The following is a 20,581-nucleotide window of genomic DNA, read 5'->3' as shown; positions in this document are numbered from 1 at the left end:
ACAATAATTACAGGCCGCACTTATCTTTGAAAATGAAAACACCGCAAAGTGTTTATAAACAAAAATCCCAGCTACTCTTGTAACTGGGACTATCGTAAAATCTGTCAACTTATATCAGGACGATTCAAGTTGATCATTTAATTACAACTCGGCCAATGCTTTATTTACCGAACCTTCTACCCTATCCAACACGTGCCCAGCCTCCGGCTTAACGAAATCCTCGCCGGTTATCTGCTCGAATAATTCAATGTAACGTTCAGATATCGATTCCACGATCTCGGGTGTCATTTGCGGAACGGTTTGACCATCTTTACCCTGGAACCTATTCTCGATCAGCCATTTCCTTACAAATTCTTTAGAAAGCTGCTTTTGGGGCTCACCTGCTGCTTGTCGCTCTGCGTAACCTTCACTGTAGAAATAACGTGAAGAATCAGGCGTGTGGATCTCATCGATCAGATAGATCACACCGTCGGCCTTGCCAAATTCGTATTTGGTATCCACCAAGATCAAACCACGGGCGGCTGCGATCTCGGTACCACGGGCAAATATCGCACGGGTATATTTTTCTAATTGCTCGTAATCATCAGCAGATACGATGCCTTTAGCTAAGATGTCTTCTTTAGAGATATCTTCATCATGACCCACAGACGCTTTTGTTGTGGGTGTAATGATAGGTTGTGGCAGTTTATCGTTCTCTTTTAAACCCTCGGGCAAAGCAACACCACAAACCTCACGTTTGCCTGCACTATACTCACGCCATGCATGGCCGGCTAAATAACCACGGATCACCATCTCTACTTTAAACGGCTCGCAAATTCGGCCTATCGTTACACTTGGATCTGGTACATTCACCACCCAGTTAGGAACGATATCTTGTGTTGCGGCCAAAAACTTAGCAGCAATCTGGTTAAGTACTTGTCCTTTATATGGAATTGGTTCAGGCAGCACCACATCAAAAGCTGAGATACGATCAGACACCACCATCACCAGATATTTATCGCTGATGGTATAAACGTCGCGTACTTTGCCTTTGTAAAAATTGGTCTGTCCCGGAAAATTAAAGTTGGTTTCTTTTATTGCGTTCATGGTTGGTAGATTTGAGACATGAGATATGAGATGTGAGACAGGTTTTCCGCCTCGATATCTCATATCTCACATCTAACATCTCATATCTCTATTGTATGTCCCCGTAAGCGGCTAATATCTTACGTACAAGTTTGTGGCGGACAACGTCCTCGCCGGTAAGGTAAATAATGTCGATACCTTTGATATCTGTTAATATGCGTAGGGCAGTATGCAAGCCAGACATTTGTTTTTTAGGTAAGTCTATCTGGGTAACGTCGCCTGTTACAATAAACTTAGCAGACGGCCCCATACGGGTCAGGAACATCTTCAATTGCATATCGGTGGCGTTCTGCGCCTCATCAAGGATCACAAAGCAATTATCCAGCGTACGGCCACGCATAAAGGCTAAAGGCGCTATCTCGATAGTGCGGTTCTCCAGGTACAATTTCAGCTTTTCAGCCGGGATCATATCGTCCAACGCGTCGTAAAGCGGGCGCAAGTACGGATCGATCTTTTCTTTCAGGTCGCCGGGTAAAAAGCCAAGGTTCTCCCCTGCCTCTACTGCGGGGCGGGTCAGGATGATACGCTTGATCTCTTTATTCTTTAGCGCCCTCACCGCAAGTGCAACAGCCGTGTATGTTTTACCCGTACCTGCCGGACCGATCGCGAACAAAATATCGTTCTTAGCAATGGTATCAACCATACGGCGCTGGTTGGCTGTGCGGGCTTTGACCATAATACCGTTAGGGCCAAACACAATTACCTCTCCCGTTGTTGACTTGTCGCCGGCTTCGGTAGTTGTTTCGGTCTTGGGTGAACTTTTAGCACCAAAGATTCGCTCGACATCGATGCTGGTAGCCGACTCGAACTTATCTACATGATCTATCAGTTGTTGAAATTTTGTACCGAAGGCCGTCAGCTCCTGCTCGTCGCCCAGGATCTTTACCTCACTTCCGCGGGCAACTATCTTTAGCTTAGGGAATTGCTTTTTAATGATCTCGAAATGGTCATTATTCGGCCCCCACACCACCGCGGGATTTACGTGTTCTAATGATAATTTTAATTCGTTCAACGGCAATTGATTTTATAGTTACCTAATCTTTTGATCAAAAAATTTGAATATTTGCACCGCTTAATTCTTGTACAAGATTAGCAATAAATATTAAAAAATTGATAGGGATAATTACTTTAACTACTGATCTTGGCGACAAGGATATCTACCAGGCTGCCCTAAAAGGGAGCATCCTGAAGGTATTGCCAACGGCCAACATAGTTGATGTTACCCACTCTATTCCCGCCTTCAATATACAACAAGCGGCCTTTGTTTTAAAAAATAGTTACTACTATTTTCCTGACAATACGGTGCACCTTATTGGTATCGATACGGTCTACAATAAGGACGTTAAATACCTTGCAGTAAAATTTAACAACCACTATTTTGTGGGTGCGGATAATGGCATCTTTTGTCTGATGTTCAACACCGACCCTGACGAGATGGTGGAGATATCCATTATGCAGGACCTTAAATATCTGCATTTCCCGCTTACCGATATCTTTGTAAAAGCCGCCTGCCATTTAGCTAAAGGAGGAAGTTTACTGGAGATAGGCGAACCTGTAGATGGTATCGAAAAGAAAATGAACCTGCAGCCCGTGATCGAAAAGAACCAGATCCGCGGTATGGTTATTTATATCGATTCGTTCCAAAATGTGATCACCAATATCACCAAAGAACTATTCATGAAGATACAGCAGGGGCGCAAGTTCACTCTGTATTTCAAGCGCAACGAGACCATCACCAAACTAAGCTGGTACTACAACGAGGTGGATGAGGGCGAAAAGCTTTGCCTCTTCGGCATTAGCGACCATTTAGAGATAGCTATAAACAAAGGCAACGCGAGCGGGTTATTAGGACTGAACCTTGGTGACAGTGTCATCATTGATTTTGAATAGGTCCTTTTAACTATGAACAATTTCCTGATTATTCTGCTATTGCTGATATCAGTCACTCCAGCCATCGCGCAAAATAATACTGACTCGGCCGCTTACCAACTGCAACGTAAAAAAATAAACGAGATGCTTGCCACTCGCGAGCAACGTTTTGGTCAATACACCGAGAGCCTGAGCCAACATACTGGTATCTTTGGCTTGCAGACCAAAAAAGACATCCGTCGATCTAACGAGATACTGATGGAAATCACCAAGACCGATGAGAGCATATTCCGTGAGACCAAGATATTGCTGGACTATCGGGTATTTGAACAGCAAAAGGTAGAGTCCAAGTCGAACGAGTTACAGGAGACCGTAACGGCCTACATGACCACTATCAATAAACTACGTGCACAAGTCACCAAGCTTAATGCTGATATAGAGACGAGTGAAAAGGCTCACGACCGGTCGACAACCATCTTATACGTCATCGTCGGTATCCTAATATTGTCACTTTTATACTTACTTACACGAAAACGTCCCGCTAAAACGTAAATTTGGGGGTTTGAACAAACAGAACCAAAGAGATAAATGGCGCGCGGACGATTAAATAGTGGAAGTAAGGCAGAAGCAGAACTGCCAAAAGCAAAGATCAATAGTGAAAGTTTAAAACGTGTAGCCCGGCTGCTAAGTTACCTCAGGCCGTATCGGGCAAAATTCATCTTCGGGATGTTTTTGCTGTTCCTTTCCAGCTTAACAGGATTGGCGTTTCCCGCTATCCTTGGTGCTTTGATAGATGCTGCTCAGGGTATTTACAAAAACAAATTCTTCCCACATAGCCTTAATGCAATTGGTATATTTGGTTTCGCTTTACTTTTTGGGCAAGCTTTTGTTTCCTTCTTTAGGGTAGTGTTTTTTGTGCAGGTAGCCGAAAAATCTTTAGCCGATATCCGCAGAGATACTTATTTTAAACTGATCACCCTGCCAATGAATTTCTTTGCCAACCGCCGCGTTGGTGAATTGAACAGCCGCATATCTGCCGATCTTTCGCAGATACAGGATACACTGACCACTACCATTGCCGAAGTTATCCGTCAATTGGTGATCATGGCAGGCAGCGTAACCTTATTGGTGATCGTATCTGGTAAGTTGACTTTGATGCTGTTGAGTATCTTGCCGTTCCTTATCGCTTTCGCAGTAGTTTTCGGTAAATTCATTCGTAAACTATCTCGTCAGGCCCAGGATAAATTAGCAGAGTCAAATACTGTTGTAGAGGAAACCTTACAAGGCATCGCCAATGTAAAGGCGTTTGTGCACGAAGCTTATGAAGCTAACCGTTATGATAAGATCCTGCGAGAGGTTGTCGGTATAGCCGTTAAAGGCGCTAAATTCCGTGGGATATTTGCATCGTTCATCGTATTCTGCTTGTTCGGTACTTTTGTCGGCGTGATCTGGTACGGATCGACACTAATACAAAACCACGATATCAATGTTGGTCAACTGACCACGTTTATCATGTACTCGATCTTTGTGGGCGCAGCCATGGGCAGCTTCCCTGATCTGTACGCCAACCTGCAAAAAGCCATCGGCGCAAGCGAGCGCGTATTAGAGATATTAGGCGAGCAAGGCGAGCCGATATCTATGATCGAAGCAGAGAACGCCACTGTAGAGATGATCCGTGGCGACCTGTCTTTCCAAAATATCACCTTCCACTACCCTTCCCGTCCAGAGATCACTGTATTGAAGTATGTTTCTTTTGATGCCAAAGCTGGTCAAAAAGTGGCCATTGTCGGCCCAAGTGGTTCCGGTAAATCTACCATGGCATCGCTCATCCTGCAATTCTATCATCCGCAGGAAGGCAATATCCAATTCGATGGTCGTAATGCTGATAGCTATTCACTGACCGATGTTCGCAATCAGGTAGCCATCGTTCCGCAGGATGTATTGCTTTTTGGTGGGACGATATTAGAGAACATAGCGTACGGCAAAATGGGTGCTACCAATGATGAGGTCATCAAAGCGGCTCAACGTGCCAATGCCCACCAATTCATCAGTGGTTTCCCGGAAGGATATGAGACCGTTGTCGGCGAACGTGGTGTAAAACTATCGGGCGGACAAAGGCAACGTATCGCGATAGCACGTGCATTGCTTAAAAACCCATCTATCCTGATCCTTGACGAAGCCACCTCATCGCTCGACTCAGAATCGGAACGTTTAGTACAAGAGGCTTTAGAGGAGCTGATGGTAGGCCGCACCTCAATCATCATCGCCCACCGTTTGTCTACTATTCGCGAAGCAGATCAGATCGTTGTGATCGAGAAAGGTACAGTTGTTGAAACAGGTAGCCATACCAAACTGATGGAGAACGAGGGTGGTCTTTACAGATACCTAAGTCAATTACAAACCGACTCAAAAGAGAGCCTGCGAGAGCCTGTGGAAAACGAAAAATAACGAAGATTCGTCCAAAATACTATCTTACGCCAAAACAGCCATGGTCTATCGGCCATGGTCCATGGACTAACAGATGAAACTAACTATACACGGCGCCGCGCAGCAAGTTACCGGAAGCATGCATTTGCTGCAGGTGGGCCAATATAAGATACTGATAGATTGCGGTTTAGATTACGAGAAAGAGAAACACTTACTCGCTAACGAGGATTTCAATTTTAACCCGGCCGAGATCGATGTGGTTATCTTGACCCACGCACATATCGACCACTCGGGTAACTTACCGACGCTGGTACGTATGGGCTATAACGGGCAGATCCTTTGCACCGCCCCTACAGCCGACCTGACCGAGGTTTTGCTTTATGACTCTGTAAGCATCTTTATGAGCAAACAGGAAAAGAGCCGCAAGCATCGCCGGGGCCGTCATCATGGCGGTGGTAATACTGCACAACCTTTGTATTTAGCAAAACATGTGATGGATACGGTGGATAGGTTTGTGACCATCGGCTTTAATAAGCCATTCCGAATAACGGGTGATATCGAATTGACCTTTATCCCTGTCGGTCACCTATTGGGTGCCGCGGCGGCTGTGTTAAAGGTTAAGGAGAATGGCGAAGACAGAACGATAGCCTTTACAGGCGATATCGGTCGTAAAGGTTATCCTGTATTGAATGATCCGGAAACACTTCCCGATGTTGATTATATCGTTTCTGAATCCACCTATGGCGGCCGGATGCATACCAAGGGCAAGTCGGTTGAGGAAACGTTGATCGAGGTGATCGAGAAGGCTTGTATCAAAGAATCGGGCCGATTGATCATCCCGGCGTTCAGTATTGGCAGGACACAATCATTGGTATTTACGCTGAATAAGATATTCAGTTCGGGTAAGCTGCCTAAAGTTGCCGTATTTGTAGATAGCCCAATGGCTAACCGGTCAACGACGATCTATCGCAAACACCATAACCTGGTGAACGAAGAGGCGCAGCAATTTTACAAAGATCAGGGCGACGAATTCGAGTTTGAGAACCTGACCTATATCGAGAACCTGACAGAGAGCAAGCAGATCAGCAATTACTTTGAGCCTTGCATCATCATATCGTCTGCCGGTATGTTAGAAGGTGGCCGTATACAGGACCATCTGTATAACAACATCCAGAACTATTACTGCACTATCCTATTCATCGGCTATTGCGCAAAGGGGACTCTTGGTCATCGCCTTTTACGCGGCGACCCGATCGTTCGCATCAAAGACAGGGAATTATCTGTATATGCCACTATCAAACAAACTGATGTATTGAGCGCCCATGGCGACCACGAGGACCTGGTAAACAACATTAAGCAACTGGATAAGCAGAAATTAAAGAAGGTCTTTTTGGTGCACGGCGAAGGTACGAGCATGCAATTAATGGCTGATGACCTGAGCGCGGACGGTTACGAGGTGGTAATACCTGAAAATGGTATCAGCTACGATATTTGATCCAATATCAATTTACATTTAGAAGTATAACTCATTGGCTAACCGAAAGGTATTGCAATGCGCATCAACAATATCTTTAATATTTGGCGAATAACCTCCGCCCATACTTACCTGCACCGGGATGTTGTTTTTGAAGCATTGTTGAAAGACGATATGGTCGCGCTCTTTACATTCATCAAGCGTTAAAGATAGTTTGCCTAATTTATCCGTGGCCAACACATCAACACCTGATAGGTAGAAGATAAAGTCGGGCTTTTGTTGCGCGATCAGTTTGGAAAGCGTTTCGGAAAGAATGCTCAGGAACTTATCTCCTGTTGTGCCATCCTCTAAAGGGATATCGAGATCCGACCGTTCTTTTCGATAGGGGAAATTATTAGCCCCATGCATGGAAAAGGTGAACCCCCTCGAGTCATGCTCAAATATTTGTGCAGTACCGTTCCCCTGATGCACATCCAGATCAACGATGAGTATCGAAAGTTCAGGTTCATTCTTCAGTAGCCAATTAGCCGCGACAGCCTGATCATTTAACATACAAAAACCTTCGCCCCAATTTGTACCGGCATGATGGGTACCACCGGCCACGTTAAAGGCTATTCCGTACTGCCTTGCAAATTTACAGCCGTCTATCGTCCCTTTAGCGATCCTCCGCTCGCGCTTTACTAATTTTGCGGTCAATGGAAAACCTATACGGCGTTGTTCTTTAGGCGACAATGTCAGTTCAGTTAACTCTCTATAGTAGGTAGCATCGTGCGTTAACAGGATAGTTTCATCATCCAATTCATCAGGCGAGAACAAGTTCTCTTGCGTGATGACGCCCTCATGCAATAATTGCCCCGGTATCAATTCGTACTTCAACATCGGGAAACGATGCCCCTCCGGCAGCGGATGAGCGTAGATAGGGTCGTACGCGATTTTCAGCATGCTTCGCAATAATTGGCTGCGCCTGTCATTGAGTCATTGCGCTTCGCTGTCATTAATTGAATTTCTTTGCGGCTTCAGCTAATAGCTGACCTGTAAGATAAACTTCAGTAAAAGTATTGTACAATGGCACAGCGCTTAATCTGATCACGTCAGGCTCTCTCCAATCGCCAATCACGCCATGTTCTGTCAGATAGTCGAATATCGCCTTGCCGTTTTGCTGACAAATGATAGAAAGTTGCGCTCCGCGATGCTCAGGATCTGTTGGGGTGATGATCTTAAATAGCTCTTCACCAATTCCAGTATTTACACTATTGATCAGGAACTCAAAATAACCCGTCAAGCGCAAGCTTTTCTGACGAAGCTTGCCTATGCCGCCCGCCGAGCCATGAGCGCTTAGAGCGGCTTTATGAGCCGCCATAAGCAGAATCGGCGCGGTGCTTACCTGCCAACCATCGGCGCCGGCTTCAGGGTCGAAACCTTTTTCCATTTTAAACTGGGTGGAGCGACGATTGCCCCACCAGCCGGCAAAGCGGTCTAAAGTGATATCGCTATGGTGTTTCTCGTGAACAAAAATGCCGCTGATACCACCCGGGCCTGAGTTGAGATATTTGTAAGAACACCAGCAAGCAAAGTCGGCCTTCCACTCGTGCAGCTTCAAAGGTACGTTACCTGCGGCATGGGCAAGATCAAAACCAGCACAAACACCAACCGCATGGGCGGCCTCTGTAATAGCTTTGATATCAAAAAATTGACCAGTGTAATAGTTAATGCCTGAAAACAACACCAAAGATAATTCGTCCGCATGATCATTGATAGCCTGGATGATATCTTCGGTGTGTAAAGTATATTCTCCCTCACGAGGGAACACCTCGATAATTGTATCATCAGGCTCCAGTCCGTGATAACGCACCTGACTTTCTACGGCATACTGATCAGACGGAAAAGCGCCGCCTTCCATTAATATTTTATATCGTTTATTTGTTGGTTGATAGAAACTTACCATCAGTAAATGAAGATTTACTGTAAGTGAATTCATGATACTGATCTCGTGAGCTCCGGCCCCAAGGATATCTTCCAGCGTTCCTTTCAGGCTTTGCTGATAGTCGAGCCATGGCTCGACGCCATCAAACCAGCCCTCTACCCCTTTGGTGGCCCAGGCGCTTAGTTGTTTGGCTACTTCGGTTTGTACAGCTTTGGGTTGCAGGCCGAGAGAATTACCGCAAAGGTAAATAGCATCGGTACCGTTATGCTGCGGGATGATGAACGCATCGCGCATATTTTTGAGCGGGTCCTGCTCATCTAAAGAGCGGGAAAATTGCAGGTCATTCTTAAATATCATAAGTCTGATCTTGTTTCTTCAAAGGTAACAGGAAATTATGGTATTGTTAAATTGTTGCTATGGTTTGCGGGGCTTGCTTACGTAAGGATTGCCTTTTACATAGAAACGATAAGGCAATAACGCATCGTCCCCGGCATAATCTACACCCACACGCGGGGCGGCAATAATATCGCTTTCAGATATCACAAGACCCTTATCCTCTAACCATAAAATATCACTTTTTAAACTGATAGCGTTTACTTTACGGGATATACCTAAAGCCTTAGCTACAGATCCGGGCCCCATGGTGATATTGGGTTTAATTACCGCCATGTTGCGTCTTGCTTGCATAACATCCAGTCCAAGGGTCGGGTTGATCGCCCTGATCAATATTGCATGCGGTTGGCCTTCTACTGAGGTCACAATGTTCAGCATTTCATGAATACCGTAGCAAAGATAGACGTAGGCGACGCCGCCATTTAGATACATGGTGCTGGTACGCGGCGTGTTACGGCCTCCGAAAGCGTGCGAGGCTTTATCGATCACACCAGCGTATGCTTCCGTTTCGACGATGTATCCGCCTGTGACCATCCCATCGAACCGGGTGAACAGGTATTTACCGATCAGGTCCTTCGCGAGGCCGACCACATCGTCACTTTGGTAATATGCTTCGGGCAGTTTCAATCTTTTAAAATATCAGCTAAGATCACGTTTATCTCTTCGGCACGGTCAAATATCATGATGTGCGTACCGCCCGGGATCACTGTCGGCGACTTGATCTTACGGTAATTGAAAACATGATCTTTATCGCCCGTGATGTGATAAAGGTTTGCCGGGATGGTTTTGTTTTGCCAATGCAAGGCCGCACCCATGGCCCATTTTAAAAATACCGGGGAGGTATTTTGCAACATGCTATTGAATAGGAAAGCATCTACAGAATACATCTTACCAAATATCGGCGATATCAACGCGCCCATTTTTGAGAACAATTTACCCGGGATCAGTTTATGAACGGGCAGGGTCCTGAACAATTTGAAATAGAACGGGGCTTCATCAATGGTCTTGATACTCGACAGTAAGATAACCTTATCCAAACGTATTTGATTGGCAATCTCAACCGCCAACATGCCACCTAAGGAATTGCCGATAACGATAGAATTTTGGGTGATATTATATTGCTGGATAAGCTTTTGCGCATAGCTTGTTAAAGTATCTATGCGCTCGGGTTCTATCCAATCGATATAGACCAATTCATCCGCATCGGTACCGGCTTTGATGTGGCGATAGATACGTTTGTCCGCACCCAGACCAGGAATAAAAAAGATACGGCGCATTTAGAAGTTGATCAGTTTTACGATCTGCTCCAGGTATTTCGCGTCGAACTCGTCGAACTGATTTAGTTCTTCAGCATCGACATCCAACACGCCGATCACACCAAGGTCGCCGAATAAAGGCACAACTATCTCTGACTTTGACAATGAACTACAAGCGATATGCCCCGGGAAAGCTTCCACATCAGGAACGATAAGTGTTTGAGCCTGCTCCCATGCCGCCCCGCACACGCCTTTACCTTTGTCGATGCGGGTACAAGCTACAGGTCCCTGGAAAGGCCCTAAAACCAACTCGCTGTTCTTCACCAGGTAAAAGCCAACCCAAAACCATTTAAATTGCTCTTTTAGCGCCGCGCAAACGTTGGCTAAATTGGCTACCAGGTCGGTCTCGCCATAGAGTAATGCTTCAATTTGCGGGAGGAGGGAACGATATTGTTCTTCTTTATCTGTGGATATGCTGATGCTTAAGTCTTCTGCCATAGGTCAAATTTACAAATGCCTGCCCATTCTACGCCATGAATGATCATATTTGACAATTTAATTGACAACAGCATACCAACATGAGAGTTATTGCCGAACTACCGCACCCCGATATGAAGATCACCATCATGAGCATGAACCAAAAGTTTATTGTGAAGATGGAGAAGGGGGTATACGAACAAACCTTTAAAGTGCCCGAGATGGATCTGACCGACGGAGTGAATAGCGTCTTCGAGCTATTGGACGAACCATTTTTAGCCTCCGTAAGTGAACGTTTTAAGCAGATGAGCAAAGATTACAAAGATGCTTATTTCAGGTATAACTATTAACGACAATTACCTAAACAACAGCTACTTATAAGGCATGTATATCGAAAACAGAATTTAATTTGGCATTCTGACATATATTTAACCAACATCTTAAAGGTTAATTTCTGTTTATATCAAGTTAATTTTCAAGATTTCGTTATTTTAGATTGACATACTGAATGTTATGATAATTAACAAAACTATATTTGGTCGTTTTTTTAGCCAAATAAGTGGGAGGTTTGCCCGTAATTATCAAGATTCTAGCAAAGTCAAATACTTAACACCATTAACTGAAAAACCTTATGAATGATTTTTCACCGCGAGAGATAATACTTTCTTTACTATACGGAGGGTGTATTATAGCATCTATCGGTTTCGGGATAAAGGCTGGCTTTACTGGCACGCACACCGCCCCTATTCCATTTATAACAAGTGGCTTTGCGCTTTTAATCGGCGGGTTTATCGCCTTTATAGATATTATGCGTTTCCGTCCAGTTACGGTCGAGAATATGATGATCCATATTGCTGGTTTAGCTGGTAATGGTTTGATAATGGCTATTGTGTTATCAATGGCTTTTAATTGAGTTTTCTATTAACTCCCTCACCAACTTCGGCACGCCCACGCTCGCCCTTTCCTCTATCTTAGTAAAATGCCTGCCGCCTTGCATATCCGGTATCACCGGGTCGACGATGTATTTTGGCACTTCCGGCCGAACATAATTTACCAATCCCGCTGCTGGATACACTGCCAATGATGACCCTACCAGAATAAAGATATCCGCCTTTTGACAGATCTGCGCGGCTTTGCTGATCATAGGTACATCCTCGCCAAACCATACTACGTGGGCACGAAGTTGCGAACCTAATTCGCATTTGTCACCCATTTTTATTTCCCAGCCGTCTATCGGGTAGGTCAAGGTCGGGTCAAGGCTCGACTGTGAGCGAGTGATCACGCCATGTAAGTGCAGCACATTCGTAGACCCAGCGCGCTCGTGCAGGTCGTCGATATTTTGGGTAACGATAGTTACATCATAAGCTTTTTCTAATCCAGCCAAAGCTAAATGGGCTGCATTGGGTTTGGCTTCTAAAACCGACTTACGGCGTTCGTTATAGAATTGCTGCACCATTGCAGGGTTACGCGCCCAGGCTTGCGGAGTGGCCACGTCCTCAATATTGTAACCCTCCCACAGGCCATCGCTATCCCTGAAGGTTTTTAAGCCGCTCTCCGCGCTTATCCCGGCGCCGGTCAATACTACTATCCTTTTCATGATACGGGTAAAGATAGGGCATAAAAAAAGCGTCCGTTAGCTAACGGACGCTTTTCTATAATTTTATGTTGATATCTTAAATAGCTAACTCGCCACGAGTACGCAACACGGTGTATCTGCTCTTGGCAAATTCAAATCCGCCAAACAATACCGAGCCGTAAATCAGGTCGGCCAATAGCATATTACGTTCGAACGGGATAGCTAAGGTCAATGACTTCATGTAGCCTGCCATATCGTGCGTGTAGTAAGTACCGTAAAATATAGGGTGATTAGCGATCAGCCAATGGATCAGTACCGAAACCAGCGACGCTGTACCTACGGTCACAAAGTTCACTTTTTTAATGAACATCCCCACAGCCACCATCAATAAGAACGGCAGATATACCGCAACAGATACGCTATGGAAGATCACCCATTTGTTAGTGTACAAATAGTTCACCACGATATCGCTTACGAACAGACCCGCAAATACCACCAAAAAGGCTTTCCATTTATCGGTAAAGTAAGCGCCGCCAAATAAAGCTATCGCACCAAATGGCGTAAAATTACTTAACTCTGGATATTTGAAAGTGACCAGACGGAACGGGATCAAAGCAACGATCATTGCAATAAGTACGATGGTACGGGTATTTATCTTCTGTGTCGACATGGATATTTTTAACAAAGAACAAAACTATCAATTAATTGCCGGATATAAAAACGGCGCATAAAACCACGGCAAAAAGCTTGTTATCAAGCATCAATATTAACTTATGGCTTAATTCATAAAACTTTGCATCGTCTGCTTGGTTCTTAATTTACTATGGAAACATTAATTCTACCAACAGATCAGACAATATCAGTTGTTAAGCATATCAATTTAAAATGGCCCGAGCGTGTTATCTCGGTGGTGGCCGGGGTACAGATAGGTTTATGGGGGTTTAAGAATCTATTCAAAAACCCGGGGAGCAGTATCTTAAAGATAGGCGCAGGTGGTTACCTATTAGGCAGGGGTATTACCGGCCATTGCGAACTGTATGATATGGCCGGCAAAACCTCGCTGGAACCGGTATCCGTGAACATTAACACCTCAGTTATCGTTGATAAACCACGCGAAGAAGTTTACGCGTTTTGGCGGGACTTGAGTAATCTGCCCTTATTTATGAGTCACCTGAAAAGTGTAGAGGTAATGAACGACTCGCGCTCATATTGGTCATTAAAATTACCTATAGATGTAGCTGATATCTATTGGGATGCCTCGATATTAGAAGACATCCCCGGCGAACTGATTGAGTGGTCCTCATTATCAGACAGCGTTATCGATACATCGGGTATTGTCAGGTTTATAGATACCAGCGAGCCTGATCAAACCCTGGTGCATGTTACACTGACCTATCAACCACCCGCCGGGGCTCTGGGTGCCGGGGTCGCCAAAATATTTAATCCGCTGTTCACAAAAATGATCGAAGACGATATCCAAAATTTTAAACGCTACATGGATATTGCAGCGGTGATTGAAGAAGCCCCCTAAAGGGGGTATTGATGCAAATGATATACAATTCAACAAAGCTCCCCTTTTAGGGCAATGTCATTAGGTTAAGAAATAAAAGACTATCCGCCACGTCGCCTGTGTCCCCACAGGCGACTATAGCTACCCTCGCGACCGGTCGTTTGTGGGGACACAAACAACGGGCGAAAGTTTACAAAGGTTAACATTTTTTAGGATCCAATTTTTGTAAATATTTGGCAATCAATTACTTACAAAAATTGGATTTTATATAGACGTTCTTAGTTACAGATCATTTTTGCTCGTAAAATAATTTAAATGCATGTAAACCAATGCGCGTCGCAGGTGCCCAACTTAGGTTCAGTACCTATGGTGCAGCTCATCGTCTGTTTTTATGACGCTACAAACTCAAACCTAAAAAGGTTCTCTTGATGTAATGACATTGCCCTTTAGGGGGCTGGGGGGCTTACGATCTTCTTAGCCACTTCGTCCGCCCCGTCTATCTTGGCGGTCTGCTTTAAGCCTAATATTTTAGTTACGATGGGATAAACGTTCACATTCCTGAAAGTTGGAATGGTCAGGCCTTTTTTAATATTTGGTCCCCAAGCCATAAAGGTGGCGTGCATATCTTTCACCTTATCAGGATCATAACCGTGAGCGCCGGGATCTACTTTCTTACTTTTAGGAAGAAATACATATGGATGATCGGGCATCAGTACTATATCGCCAACACGCCCGTACCGGTCGTTTTTTGTATCATATCTGAGACTTTCCGGAACGGCGGATCTTAGAAACACTTTATAGTTGTATGCACCCTGTTTGAGTGCATTATAAAGAGCACCAATATCTCCTTTTGATGCAGACTTGGCATAAATGTTAATTATTGAATTCTCAAAAGCGGTTATAAATTTTGCCGTATCGATCGCAGGCAATTCAATGGCGATATTATGAGAAACATTTGTCATTCCATGATCGGACAAGAATATGAAGTTTACGTTCAGCCCGGTAGACTTAACTGCCTTGGTCATTTCGTAAACCGCGGAATCTATAAGCCGGACGGATCTTTCAGTTTCCGGCGCATCCGGGCCTTGTTTGTGGCCGGTCTTGTCTACCTCCGGAAAATAAACGGTGATGAGATGGGGTCTTTTTTCATCAGATAACAATAACCAATTTTTTATCTTTTGGATCCTGTCGGCAATAGCCATCTTTTCATTGTAATGATAATAATAAGTAGGCAATATCCCTTGGATGGGTGCTTCTGAAGCTACCCAATAAAAACTTGCAGTAAGCATTTGCTGCTGCTCAGCCAATACCCATAAAGGTGTGCCTCCATACCAAACAGCTTCGGTAGTGGTTGGGCCTTTATAGTAATATGACCTACCGACCTTTTTGTCGTAAAACCCATTCCCAACCAAACCGTGATGTGCAGGGTACATCCCCGTAACGATGCTGTAATGATTAGGAAAAGTGATCGAAGGATACGATGGGATCAGCGCCTCGGCTGTTACGCCTTGTTTAGCCAGTGCTAATAAATGTGTCGCCTTATACATTTCGGCATAATCGTACCTAAAACCGTCTGCCGATATCAGGATCACATAGGGCTTCTTTTGCTGATCTTTGCTATTGATCCGTGTGGTATTTATCTGCTGGATAGTGTCTTGCCCATAACTAAAAACAGTTAATAAGCAGAAAAAAATGGTAGTTACAAGTTTCGTCATATCACTTCACCGCTAAGATAATGCATCTTGCAAATAACGGATGTGAAATTTATGTAACATTAACTATTAGATATACGCTCCCTTTCACTGCAAAAAAGAATACGCTTACTAATGGCTATCTACAAAAGTTTTGATGATGGCTATACCCGGATGATCATGCCCGTCAAATTTACGGTCGGACGGGTCAAAGTAACCTTCCAATTCTTTCATCTCATCAGGGTTGAGGGTTTTAAAACCCATCGTCCAGTCGGGGAATGCGCGTTCTTCTGAGGGTTCGTGCGCGAGCTTGATGATATTTTTGTGGCGGTCATCTTTACTGATAGCGGTAAATACTACCGCAACCGCCTCTTCCGGTCCTTCAATTAATTGTATAAAGGTGCCCTGAGCGTACAATAATACGCCCGTGATGTTGCGCAGCTGGTTCTTCTCTCGACTTACTGTATATATTTCCACCAGTTCGTCATCGCTAAGCAGGTGCTTGGCGGTGCTTATGTAGATCAAATATTCCAAGATCTTAGTTTGTTTATCGGTTTACAAATAATCACGCTCGTTGGGGCTGCTCATCCCTTCAAACGTTTTTCCATTTCAATTAATACAATAGGCTGATGGGGTTTGCCAAATTTTTCGCCCGCGTGGAATGGCAATTCCCCGCCGGTACGTACAAATCCCCTTCGCTCATACCATTCGATCAATTCTGTTCGTGTCGATATTACAGTGATCGCAATTACCGGCAACTGATGAAGTGTCGCAAATTCATCAGCTGCTGCTAACAATTGTCGGCCTATACCCCCGTCCTGCAGGTCGGGATGTACAGACAACATACCTAAATAAAGTTTATTTTGTTTAGCTTCCAGATACACACAACCCGTTATACTGTCCTCATTGTCAGTATGTTTCAGGATCGTTACGTTAGGGTCCGTAAAATAGCCTGCCATCGTAGTTTCATCTATCCGGCTGCCCGATAACAGATGTGCTTCGCTGGTCCAACCGCGTTGTGAGCTTTCGCCGCGGTAGGCTGTGTTTACAATAATAGTTAACGCCGTAACATTAATAGGGGTTGCAATAGTAACAGGCATGTTGCTTCAAACGTAGTGGTTATTAACTAAACTGCAAACACTTAGTGTATGAAGTCCCTAATAAGTCCACCTATAATTTACAGGGTTTAAAAGTCAAGTTTTTTATTTAGTAATATTGCAGTTTCAACACATAAAAATTCAGAGCCAATAGCTATATACATGACGCGACCATCTGCCGATACCACGCAAACCAACAGGGTACTATGGATATTGTTTTTTACGGCACTGGTGGTCAATTTCGCTACCATCAACCTGCGATTTTTCTCTGACGACCCGGCTCTATATGGCTCAATAGCCAAACAACTGATATACCACAACACTATTTGGGATCTGTATTCTTACAGTGTAGATTGGTTGGATAAGCCCCATTTTCCGTTCTGGGCCATTGCTGTTAGCTTTAAGCTATTCGGCATCAGTACATGGTCGTATAAGCTTCCGGCCATTATTTGCTACCTGCTGAGCATGTTGTACACTTGGATGTTCGCCAAAAAATATTACAGCGAACGAGTGGGCATTATGGCCATGCTGATCGTAAGTACATCGTTGCATATCATCATGTCCAACACCGATGTACGGGCCGAGCCTTACCTGATGGCCTTTATTACCGGGGCTATCTATCACATCGCCAAACTGCAAGAACGCTTTAACCTTGTAGATCTGCTGCTTTGCGCACTCTTAACGGCCTTCGCCATCATGACCAAGGGGATATTCGTGGTCATACCGATCGGAGCAGCGTTAGGAGGACATCTGCTTTTGACCCGCCAATTCAGAGAGGTATTCCGTTTAAAATGGTTAGCACTGATCATCCTGACCATCATATTTACCCTGCCCGAGGTCTATGCCCTGTATGTACAATTCGACCTGCATCCTGAGAAAGTCGTGTTTGAAAAGACCGGCGTATCAGGCATTAAATGGTTTTTATACGATAGCCAATTTGGTCGTTTTAATAACGACGGCCCCATCACCCGCCCCAGCGGCGACCCATTCTTTTTTGTACATACCCTACTCTGGGCACTGGCCCCCTGGTGCCTGATATTTTATTACGCGACCGGTCGGACCGTTAAGCGTATGATAAAAGGCGTTAAACAGCCCGAATATTATGCATTTAGCGGTAGTATGGTGTTGCTGTTACTTTTCTCGATCTCATCGTTCCAGTTACCGTTCTACACCAATATCATCTTCCCGCTATTCGCTATACCGGTGGCTAACTTCTGTAACGAGAACTTAAGCATCAAAGGTGAGCAGGTTTTCAGGCGGGTAGCGCAGCAGGTTTATATCGTAGCATTCCCGCTGGTGATCTTCGTTATCCATTTCTTTCTGAAGCCTAACAGCAGCCTGTTGATGAACATCGACCTGATCTTACTGGTGGTTGGAGGTTACTTTATACTAAGCAATAAAAAGATAGCGTCGCAACTGAAAGTATTCATGCTTAGCTGTATGGTGATGCTTTTTGTAGCGTTCTATCTCAATACTACCTTCTACCCTATTTTAGTCGACCATAAGGGCCAGCCTAAAGCGGCCGAGGAGGTGAACAGGGCTATCCCCGCTAACCAGGTTGTGTACAGTTTAAAGAGTTTAAATAACGGCTTCCAGTTCTATGTAGATCGCCCTGTTAAATACGTCCAGTTCCAGAATTATCAGCGAACGCCTACCGAAAAAAATGCTGTTTTCTACGCAGACCAGGAAGCTATTAACTATTTTGATCAGCACAAGTTCGGCTACCGCATTATTGCCGAATTTATAGATTATCCGCAGGAGAACCTTTTGCCGGCCTTTGTTAACCACCAAACCCGCAGCCAAACTTTAGAGAAAGTTTATTTGATAAGGAAACCCTGATCATCTCGCCATCATGTATATCCCCAAACATTTCCGGTCCGAAGACAAAGCTGAAGCTATCGCGTTTATGCGCCGTTATAGTTTTGCCACCTTGGTGACCGCAAAAGATAACTATCCCGAAGCTACAAACCTGCCATTCACTATCGATGAACGCGACGGTAACATCATCCTGTCATCGCATTTTGCAAAAGCAAATCCGCAGGCACAGCATATTGCTGATGCCAAACCATTGGTGGTATTTGGTGAGCCGCATGCATATATTTCGCCGTCCAATTACGAGCGTGAGCTGAATGTGCCTACTTGGAACTATATCGCGGTGCATGCCTACGGCAACGCGACCATCGTTGCAAATATTGATGCCCAGCTATTTAGCCTGGGACAAATGATAACATCTTACGACCAAGCTTATCTGCAACAGTGGGGCGGATTACCGATGGACTATAAATTAAAAATGATCAATGGTATCGTAGCTTTCGAGATAAAGGTTACCGACCTGCAAGCTAAATACAAACTCAGCCAAAATCGCTCAGAAGTTGAGCGCGACAACATCATCGATAACTTAAACACAAGTAAGGGCACGGCCGAACAGGATATTGCCCGGTATATGACCGACCTGAAAGGCCACCAATAGCTTAAGCATCATCTTTTTTATATATCGAATTGATCACCTTATTCAGACTCAAACCCTGAACGATCACCGAGAAGATCACGATAAAATAAGTTCCGGCTAAGATCAGTTCGCGGTATTTGGTGCTTGGTAACGATAGCGCTAAGGCGATAGATATCCCGCCGCGCAGTCCCGCCCAGGTGAGCACTTTTACGCTCCCATAATTGATATTGAGCGACCGTTTTAAGAACGTCAGCGGCAGGGTAATGCTCACCCATCTCGCGGCAAGTATGAATACGATGGCGACGCTTCCGGTTATCCAATAGTTATTAATGAAAGGGAAATTGATCATTTGGATACCGATGAGCACGAATAGGATGGTGTTGAGCAATTCGTCTATCAGTTCCCAAAAACGCTCTAAGGCTTGATGAGATCGTTCGCCTTCTTCTAAGTTGATCGACCGGTTACCGGCCAGTAACCCGGCTGAAACTACCGCCAACGGAACAGATAAATGTAAAGTAGTACCCACCCAAGATATACTCATCACCAACGACAGCGATACCAACACAATAGTTTGAAAATCCTGTATCGACCGCATTAAGCGGTTAGCCAAAAACCCGAATACCAAACCCATTGCGATACCGCCAAAAACTTCCTGAACAAACAGCAACCCTGCTTTGGCAAAGTCGATATCATTAACGCCTGACTCAGTGATCTCTAACAGCGTAATAAAAAGCACCAGACCGATACCATCATTAAATAGTGATTCGCCCGTAATTATGGTTGATAAATGCGGCGGAAGATTAGAACGTTTTACGATAGCTGCCACTGCTACAGGATCTGTTGGCGATACCAACGCCCCAAAGAGCAGGCAATATATAAAGGGTACATAAATATGGAACAGCGGAGCGATATAATAGAACAAAGTACCAAATACCGCCGTGGATATAAGAACCCCCAGCGTGCTGAGCAGCATTACCGGGCGCATTTCCTTCTTCAGTTTTTTAACGTTAAGATTAAATGCTCCGGCAAATAGCAAAAAGCCCAACATAATATTGAGCATTGCCCGGGGAAAATTGATGTTTTTGGCTAACAGCGTCAAGTATTTGGCCGCGCTGGGGTTAAAATAATCTACCAGCAAGATCATTATGGATCCAACTATAGCCAGAGACATAATACCTATAGTACCGGGCAATTTTATAAAACGGGCATTTAAATACGAATAAAAGGTGCTTACTATGACCAGTAATGCGATGATAAAAAAAATGTCCATAGGGGGTTGGGCTAAATATCACAATACTTTATAAGCAATAATA

Annotated in this window: 22 protein-coding genes; 9 read left to right on the top strand and 13 right to left on the bottom strand. The window is 44.5% G+C overall.

Going from position 1 to position 20,581, the window contains the following annotated elements:
- Positions 1-141: 141 nt before the first annotated feature.
- A complete protein-coding gene (locus tag IRJ16_RS21300) occupies positions 142-1,086 on the bottom strand; it encodes a phosphoribosylaminoimidazolesuccinocarboxamide synthase (protein ID WP_194113690.1) in 945 nt (314 codons plus the stop codon).
- Positions 1,087-1,174: 88 nt separating this feature from the next.
- On the bottom strand, positions 1,175-2,137 hold the full coding sequence (locus tag IRJ16_RS21295; RefSeq protein WP_194113688.1) for a PhoH family protein: 963 nt from the start codon (positions 2,135-2,137) through the stop codon (positions 1,175-1,177).
- 101 nt (positions 2,138-2,238) lie between these two features.
- Here IRJ16_RS21295 and IRJ16_RS21290 point away from each other — a divergent pair, with 101 nt between their 5' ends.
- From IRJ16_RS21290 to IRJ16_RS21275, 4 genes are all read left to right on the top strand, one after another.
- Positions 2,239-3,015: an SAM hydrolase/SAM-dependent halogenase family protein gene (locus IRJ16_RS21290; protein ID WP_194113702.1), complete on the top strand. Its 777-nt coding sequence runs from the start codon at positions 2,239-2,241 to the stop codon at positions 3,013-3,015.
- Between the two features lie 12 nt (positions 3,016-3,027).
- The gene (locus IRJ16_RS21285) at positions 3,028-3,546 is read left to right on the top strand and encodes a hypothetical protein (RefSeq protein ID WP_194113687.1); all 519 of its coding nucleotides are present in this window, start codon (positions 3,028-3,030) and stop codon (positions 3,544-3,546) included.
- A 36-nt stretch (positions 3,547-3,582) separates the two neighbouring features.
- Positions 3,583-5,442, top strand: a complete 1,860-nt coding sequence (locus tag IRJ16_RS21280; RefSeq protein ID WP_194113684.1) for an ABC transporter ATP-binding protein — start codon at positions 3,583-3,585, stop codon at positions 5,440-5,442.
- A 73-nt stretch (positions 5,443-5,515) separates the two neighbouring features.
- Positions 5,516-6,916 carry an MBL fold metallo-hydrolase gene (locus IRJ16_RS21275; protein WP_194113679.1) on the top strand — a complete coding sequence of 467 codons (1,401 nt, stop codon included), beginning with the start codon at positions 5,516-5,518 and terminating at the stop codon, positions 6,914-6,916.
- An 18-nt stretch (positions 6,917-6,934) separates the two neighbouring features.
- Here the strand turns inward: IRJ16_RS21275 and IRJ16_RS21270 are convergent, their stop codons facing one another.
- From IRJ16_RS21270 to IRJ16_RS21250, 5 genes are read right to left on the bottom strand one after another with little or no spacing between them, the layout of a single operon-like run.
- Positions 6,935-7,837: a histone deacetylase family protein gene (locus IRJ16_RS21270; protein WP_194113678.1), complete on the bottom strand. Its 903-nt coding sequence runs from the start codon at positions 7,835-7,837 to the stop codon at positions 6,935-6,937.
- A 52-nt stretch (positions 7,838-7,889) separates the two neighbouring features.
- Positions 7,890-9,176 (bottom strand): kynureninase, encoded by a 1,287-nt coding sequence (kynU, locus tag IRJ16_RS21265; protein ID WP_194113677.1) that lies wholly within the window; start codon positions 9,174-9,176, stop codon positions 7,890-7,892.
- Between the two features lie 57 nt (positions 9,177-9,233).
- Positions 9,234-9,839, bottom strand: coding sequence for a DNA-3-methyladenine glycosylase (locus IRJ16_RS21260; protein WP_194113676.1), 606 nt, complete (start codon positions 9,837-9,839; stop codon positions 9,234-9,236).
- A complete protein-coding gene (locus tag IRJ16_RS21255; protein WP_194113675.1) occupies positions 9,836-10,489 on the bottom strand; it encodes an alpha/beta hydrolase in 654 nt (217 codons plus the stop codon). Before IRJ16_RS21255 ends, IRJ16_RS21260 begins: the two co-directional genes overlap by 4 nt.
- Complete coding sequence (locus IRJ16_RS21250) at positions 10,490-10,966, bottom strand: GAF domain-containing protein (RefSeq protein ID WP_194113674.1); 477 nt, start codon at positions 10,964-10,966, stop codon at positions 10,490-10,492.
- Positions 10,967-11,046: 80 nt separating this feature from the next.
- Here IRJ16_RS21250 and IRJ16_RS21245 point away from each other — a divergent pair, with 80 nt between their 5' ends.
- Together IRJ16_RS21245 and IRJ16_RS21240 are read left to right on the top strand one after the other, a co-directional pair.
- Entirely contained in the window at positions 11,047-11,295 is a 249-nt protein-coding gene (locus tag IRJ16_RS21245) for a hypothetical protein (RefSeq protein ID WP_194113673.1), read from the top strand.
- A gap of 281 nt (positions 11,296-11,576) precedes the next feature.
- A complete protein-coding gene (locus tag IRJ16_RS21240) occupies positions 11,577-11,858 on the top strand; it encodes a hypothetical protein (RefSeq protein ID WP_194113671.1) in 282 nt (93 codons plus the stop codon).
- Here the strand turns inward: IRJ16_RS21240 and IRJ16_RS21235 are convergent.
- Together IRJ16_RS21235 and IRJ16_RS21230 are read right to left on the bottom strand one after the other, a co-directional pair.
- Entirely contained in the window at positions 11,841-12,542 is a 702-nt protein-coding gene (locus IRJ16_RS21235) for an SIR2 family NAD-dependent protein deacylase (RefSeq protein WP_194113669.1), read from the bottom strand. The genes IRJ16_RS21240 and IRJ16_RS21235 overlap by 18 nt on opposite strands.
- Positions 12,543-12,618: 76 nt before the next feature.
- The gene (locus IRJ16_RS21230) at positions 12,619-13,191 is read right to left on the bottom strand and encodes a DUF6580 family putative transport protein (protein WP_194113668.1); all 573 of its coding nucleotides are present in this window, start codon (positions 13,189-13,191) and stop codon (positions 12,619-12,621) included.
- Between the two features lie 153 nt (positions 13,192-13,344).
- On the opposite strand from IRJ16_RS21230, the gene IRJ16_RS21225 reads away from it, so the two are divergent.
- Positions 13,345-14,052, top strand: coding sequence for an SRPBCC family protein (locus IRJ16_RS21225; protein ID WP_194113666.1), 708 nt, complete (start codon positions 13,345-13,347; stop codon positions 14,050-14,052).
- Positions 14,053-14,477: 425 nt separating this feature from the next.
- On the opposite strand, the gene IRJ16_RS21220 is transcribed toward IRJ16_RS21225, so the two are convergent.
- The 3 genes from IRJ16_RS21220 to IRJ16_RS21210 form a co-directional block, all read right to left on the bottom strand.
- Positions 14,478-15,746, bottom strand: coding sequence for an alkaline phosphatase family protein (locus IRJ16_RS21220; RefSeq protein WP_194113664.1), 1,269 nt, complete (start codon positions 15,744-15,746; stop codon positions 14,478-14,480).
- Between the two features lie 108 nt (positions 15,747-15,854).
- The gene (locus IRJ16_RS21215) at positions 15,855-16,256 is read right to left on the bottom strand and encodes a BLUF domain-containing protein (RefSeq protein WP_194113662.1); all 402 of its coding nucleotides are present in this window, start codon (positions 16,254-16,256) and stop codon (positions 15,855-15,857) included.
- Between the two features lie 50 nt (positions 16,257-16,306).
- A complete protein-coding gene (locus IRJ16_RS21210) occupies positions 16,307-16,822 on the bottom strand; it encodes a GNAT family N-acetyltransferase (protein ID WP_194113661.1) in 516 nt (171 codons plus the stop codon).
- 159 nt (positions 16,823-16,981) lie between these two features.
- Between IRJ16_RS21210 and IRJ16_RS21205 the strand changes: the two genes are divergently transcribed.
- The gene (locus IRJ16_RS21205; protein ID WP_194113659.1) at positions 16,982-18,658 is read left to right on the top strand and encodes an ArnT family glycosyltransferase; all 1,677 of its coding nucleotides are present in this window, start codon (positions 16,982-16,984) and stop codon (positions 18,656-18,658) included.
- Between the two features lie 13 nt (positions 18,659-18,671).
- On the top strand, positions 18,672-19,289 hold the full coding sequence (locus tag IRJ16_RS21200) for an FMN-binding negative transcriptional regulator (RefSeq protein WP_194113657.1): 618 nt from the start codon (positions 18,672-18,674) through the stop codon (positions 19,287-19,289).
- Between the two features lies 1 nt (position 19,290).
- On the opposite strand, the gene IRJ16_RS21195 is transcribed toward IRJ16_RS21200, so the two are convergent.
- On the bottom strand, positions 19,291-20,538 hold the full coding sequence (locus tag IRJ16_RS21195) for a cation:proton antiporter (protein WP_194113655.1): 1,248 nt from the start codon (positions 20,536-20,538) through the stop codon (positions 19,291-19,293).
- Positions 20,539-20,581 lie beyond the last annotated feature (43 nt).

The organism is Mucilaginibacter myungsuensis, from assembly GCF_015222005.1.
Classification (GTDB): domain Bacteria; phylum Bacteroidota; class Bacteroidia; order Sphingobacteriales; family Sphingobacteriaceae; genus Mucilaginibacter; species Mucilaginibacter myungsuensis.
The sequence above is the reverse complement of the archived record's forward strand: the minus strand, read 5'-3'. Positions and strand labels throughout refer to the sequence as shown.

Excerpts from the sequence above, each read along its gene's own strand:
- IRJ16_RS21300 (WP_194113690.1), bottom strand. The coding sequence starts at position 1,086 with ATGAACGCAATAAAAGAAACCAACTTTAATTTTCCGGGACAGACCAAT.
- IRJ16_RS21285 (WP_194113687.1), top strand. The coding sequence starts at position 3,028 with ATGAACAATTTCCTGATTATTCTGCTATTGCTGATATCAGTCACTCCA.
- IRJ16_RS21280 (WP_194113684.1), top strand. The coding sequence starts at position 3,583 with ATGGCGCGCGGACGATTAAATAGTGGAAGTAAGGCAGAAGCAGAACTG.
- IRJ16_RS21275 (WP_194113679.1), top strand. The coding sequence starts at position 5,516 with ATGAAACTAACTATACACGGCGCCGCGCAGCAAGTTACCGGAAGCATG.
- IRJ16_RS21270 (WP_194113678.1), bottom strand. The coding sequence starts at position 7,837 with ATGCTGAAAATCGCGTACGACCCTATCTACGCTCATCCGCTGCCGGAG.
- kynU (WP_194113677.1), bottom strand. The coding sequence starts at position 9,176 with ATGATATTTAAGAATGACCTGCAATTTTCCCGCTCTTTAGATGAGCAG.
- IRJ16_RS21255 (WP_194113675.1), bottom strand. The coding sequence starts at position 10,489 with ATGCGCCGTATCTTTTTTATTCCTGGTCTGGGTGCGGACAAACGTATC.
- IRJ16_RS21250 (WP_194113674.1), bottom strand. The coding sequence starts at position 10,966 with ATGGCAGAAGACTTAAGCATCAGCATATCCACAGATAAAGAAGAACAA.
- IRJ16_RS21245 (WP_194113673.1), top strand. The coding sequence starts at position 11,047 with ATGAGAGTTATTGCCGAACTACCGCACCCCGATATGAAGATCACCATC.
- IRJ16_RS21240 (WP_194113671.1), top strand. The coding sequence starts at position 11,577 with ATGAATGATTTTTCACCGCGAGAGATAATACTTTCTTTACTATACGGA.
- IRJ16_RS21235 (WP_194113669.1), bottom strand. The coding sequence starts at position 12,542 with ATGAAAAGGATAGTAGTATTGACCGGCGCCGGGATAAGCGCGGAGAGC.
- IRJ16_RS21230 (WP_194113668.1), bottom strand. The coding sequence starts at position 13,191 with ATGTCGACACAGAAGATAAATACCCGTACCATCGTACTTATTGCAATG.
- IRJ16_RS21225 (WP_194113666.1), top strand. The coding sequence starts at position 13,345 with ATGGAAACATTAATTCTACCAACAGATCAGACAATATCAGTTGTTAAG.
- IRJ16_RS21220 (WP_194113664.1), bottom strand. The coding sequence starts at position 15,746 with ATGACGAAACTTGTAACTACCATTTTTTTCTGCTTATTAACTGTTTTT.
- IRJ16_RS21210 (WP_194113661.1), bottom strand. The coding sequence starts at position 16,822 with ATGCCTGTTACTATTGCAACCCCTATTAATGTTACGGCGTTAACTATT.
- IRJ16_RS21205 (WP_194113659.1), top strand. The coding sequence starts at position 16,982 with ATGACGCGACCATCTGCCGATACCACGCAAACCAACAGGGTACTATGG.
- IRJ16_RS21200 (WP_194113657.1), top strand. The coding sequence starts at position 18,672 with ATGTATATCCCCAAACATTTCCGGTCCGAAGACAAAGCTGAAGCTATC.
- IRJ16_RS21195 (WP_194113655.1), bottom strand. The coding sequence starts at position 20,538 with ATGGACATTTTTTTTATCATCGCATTACTGGTCATAGTAAGCACCTTT.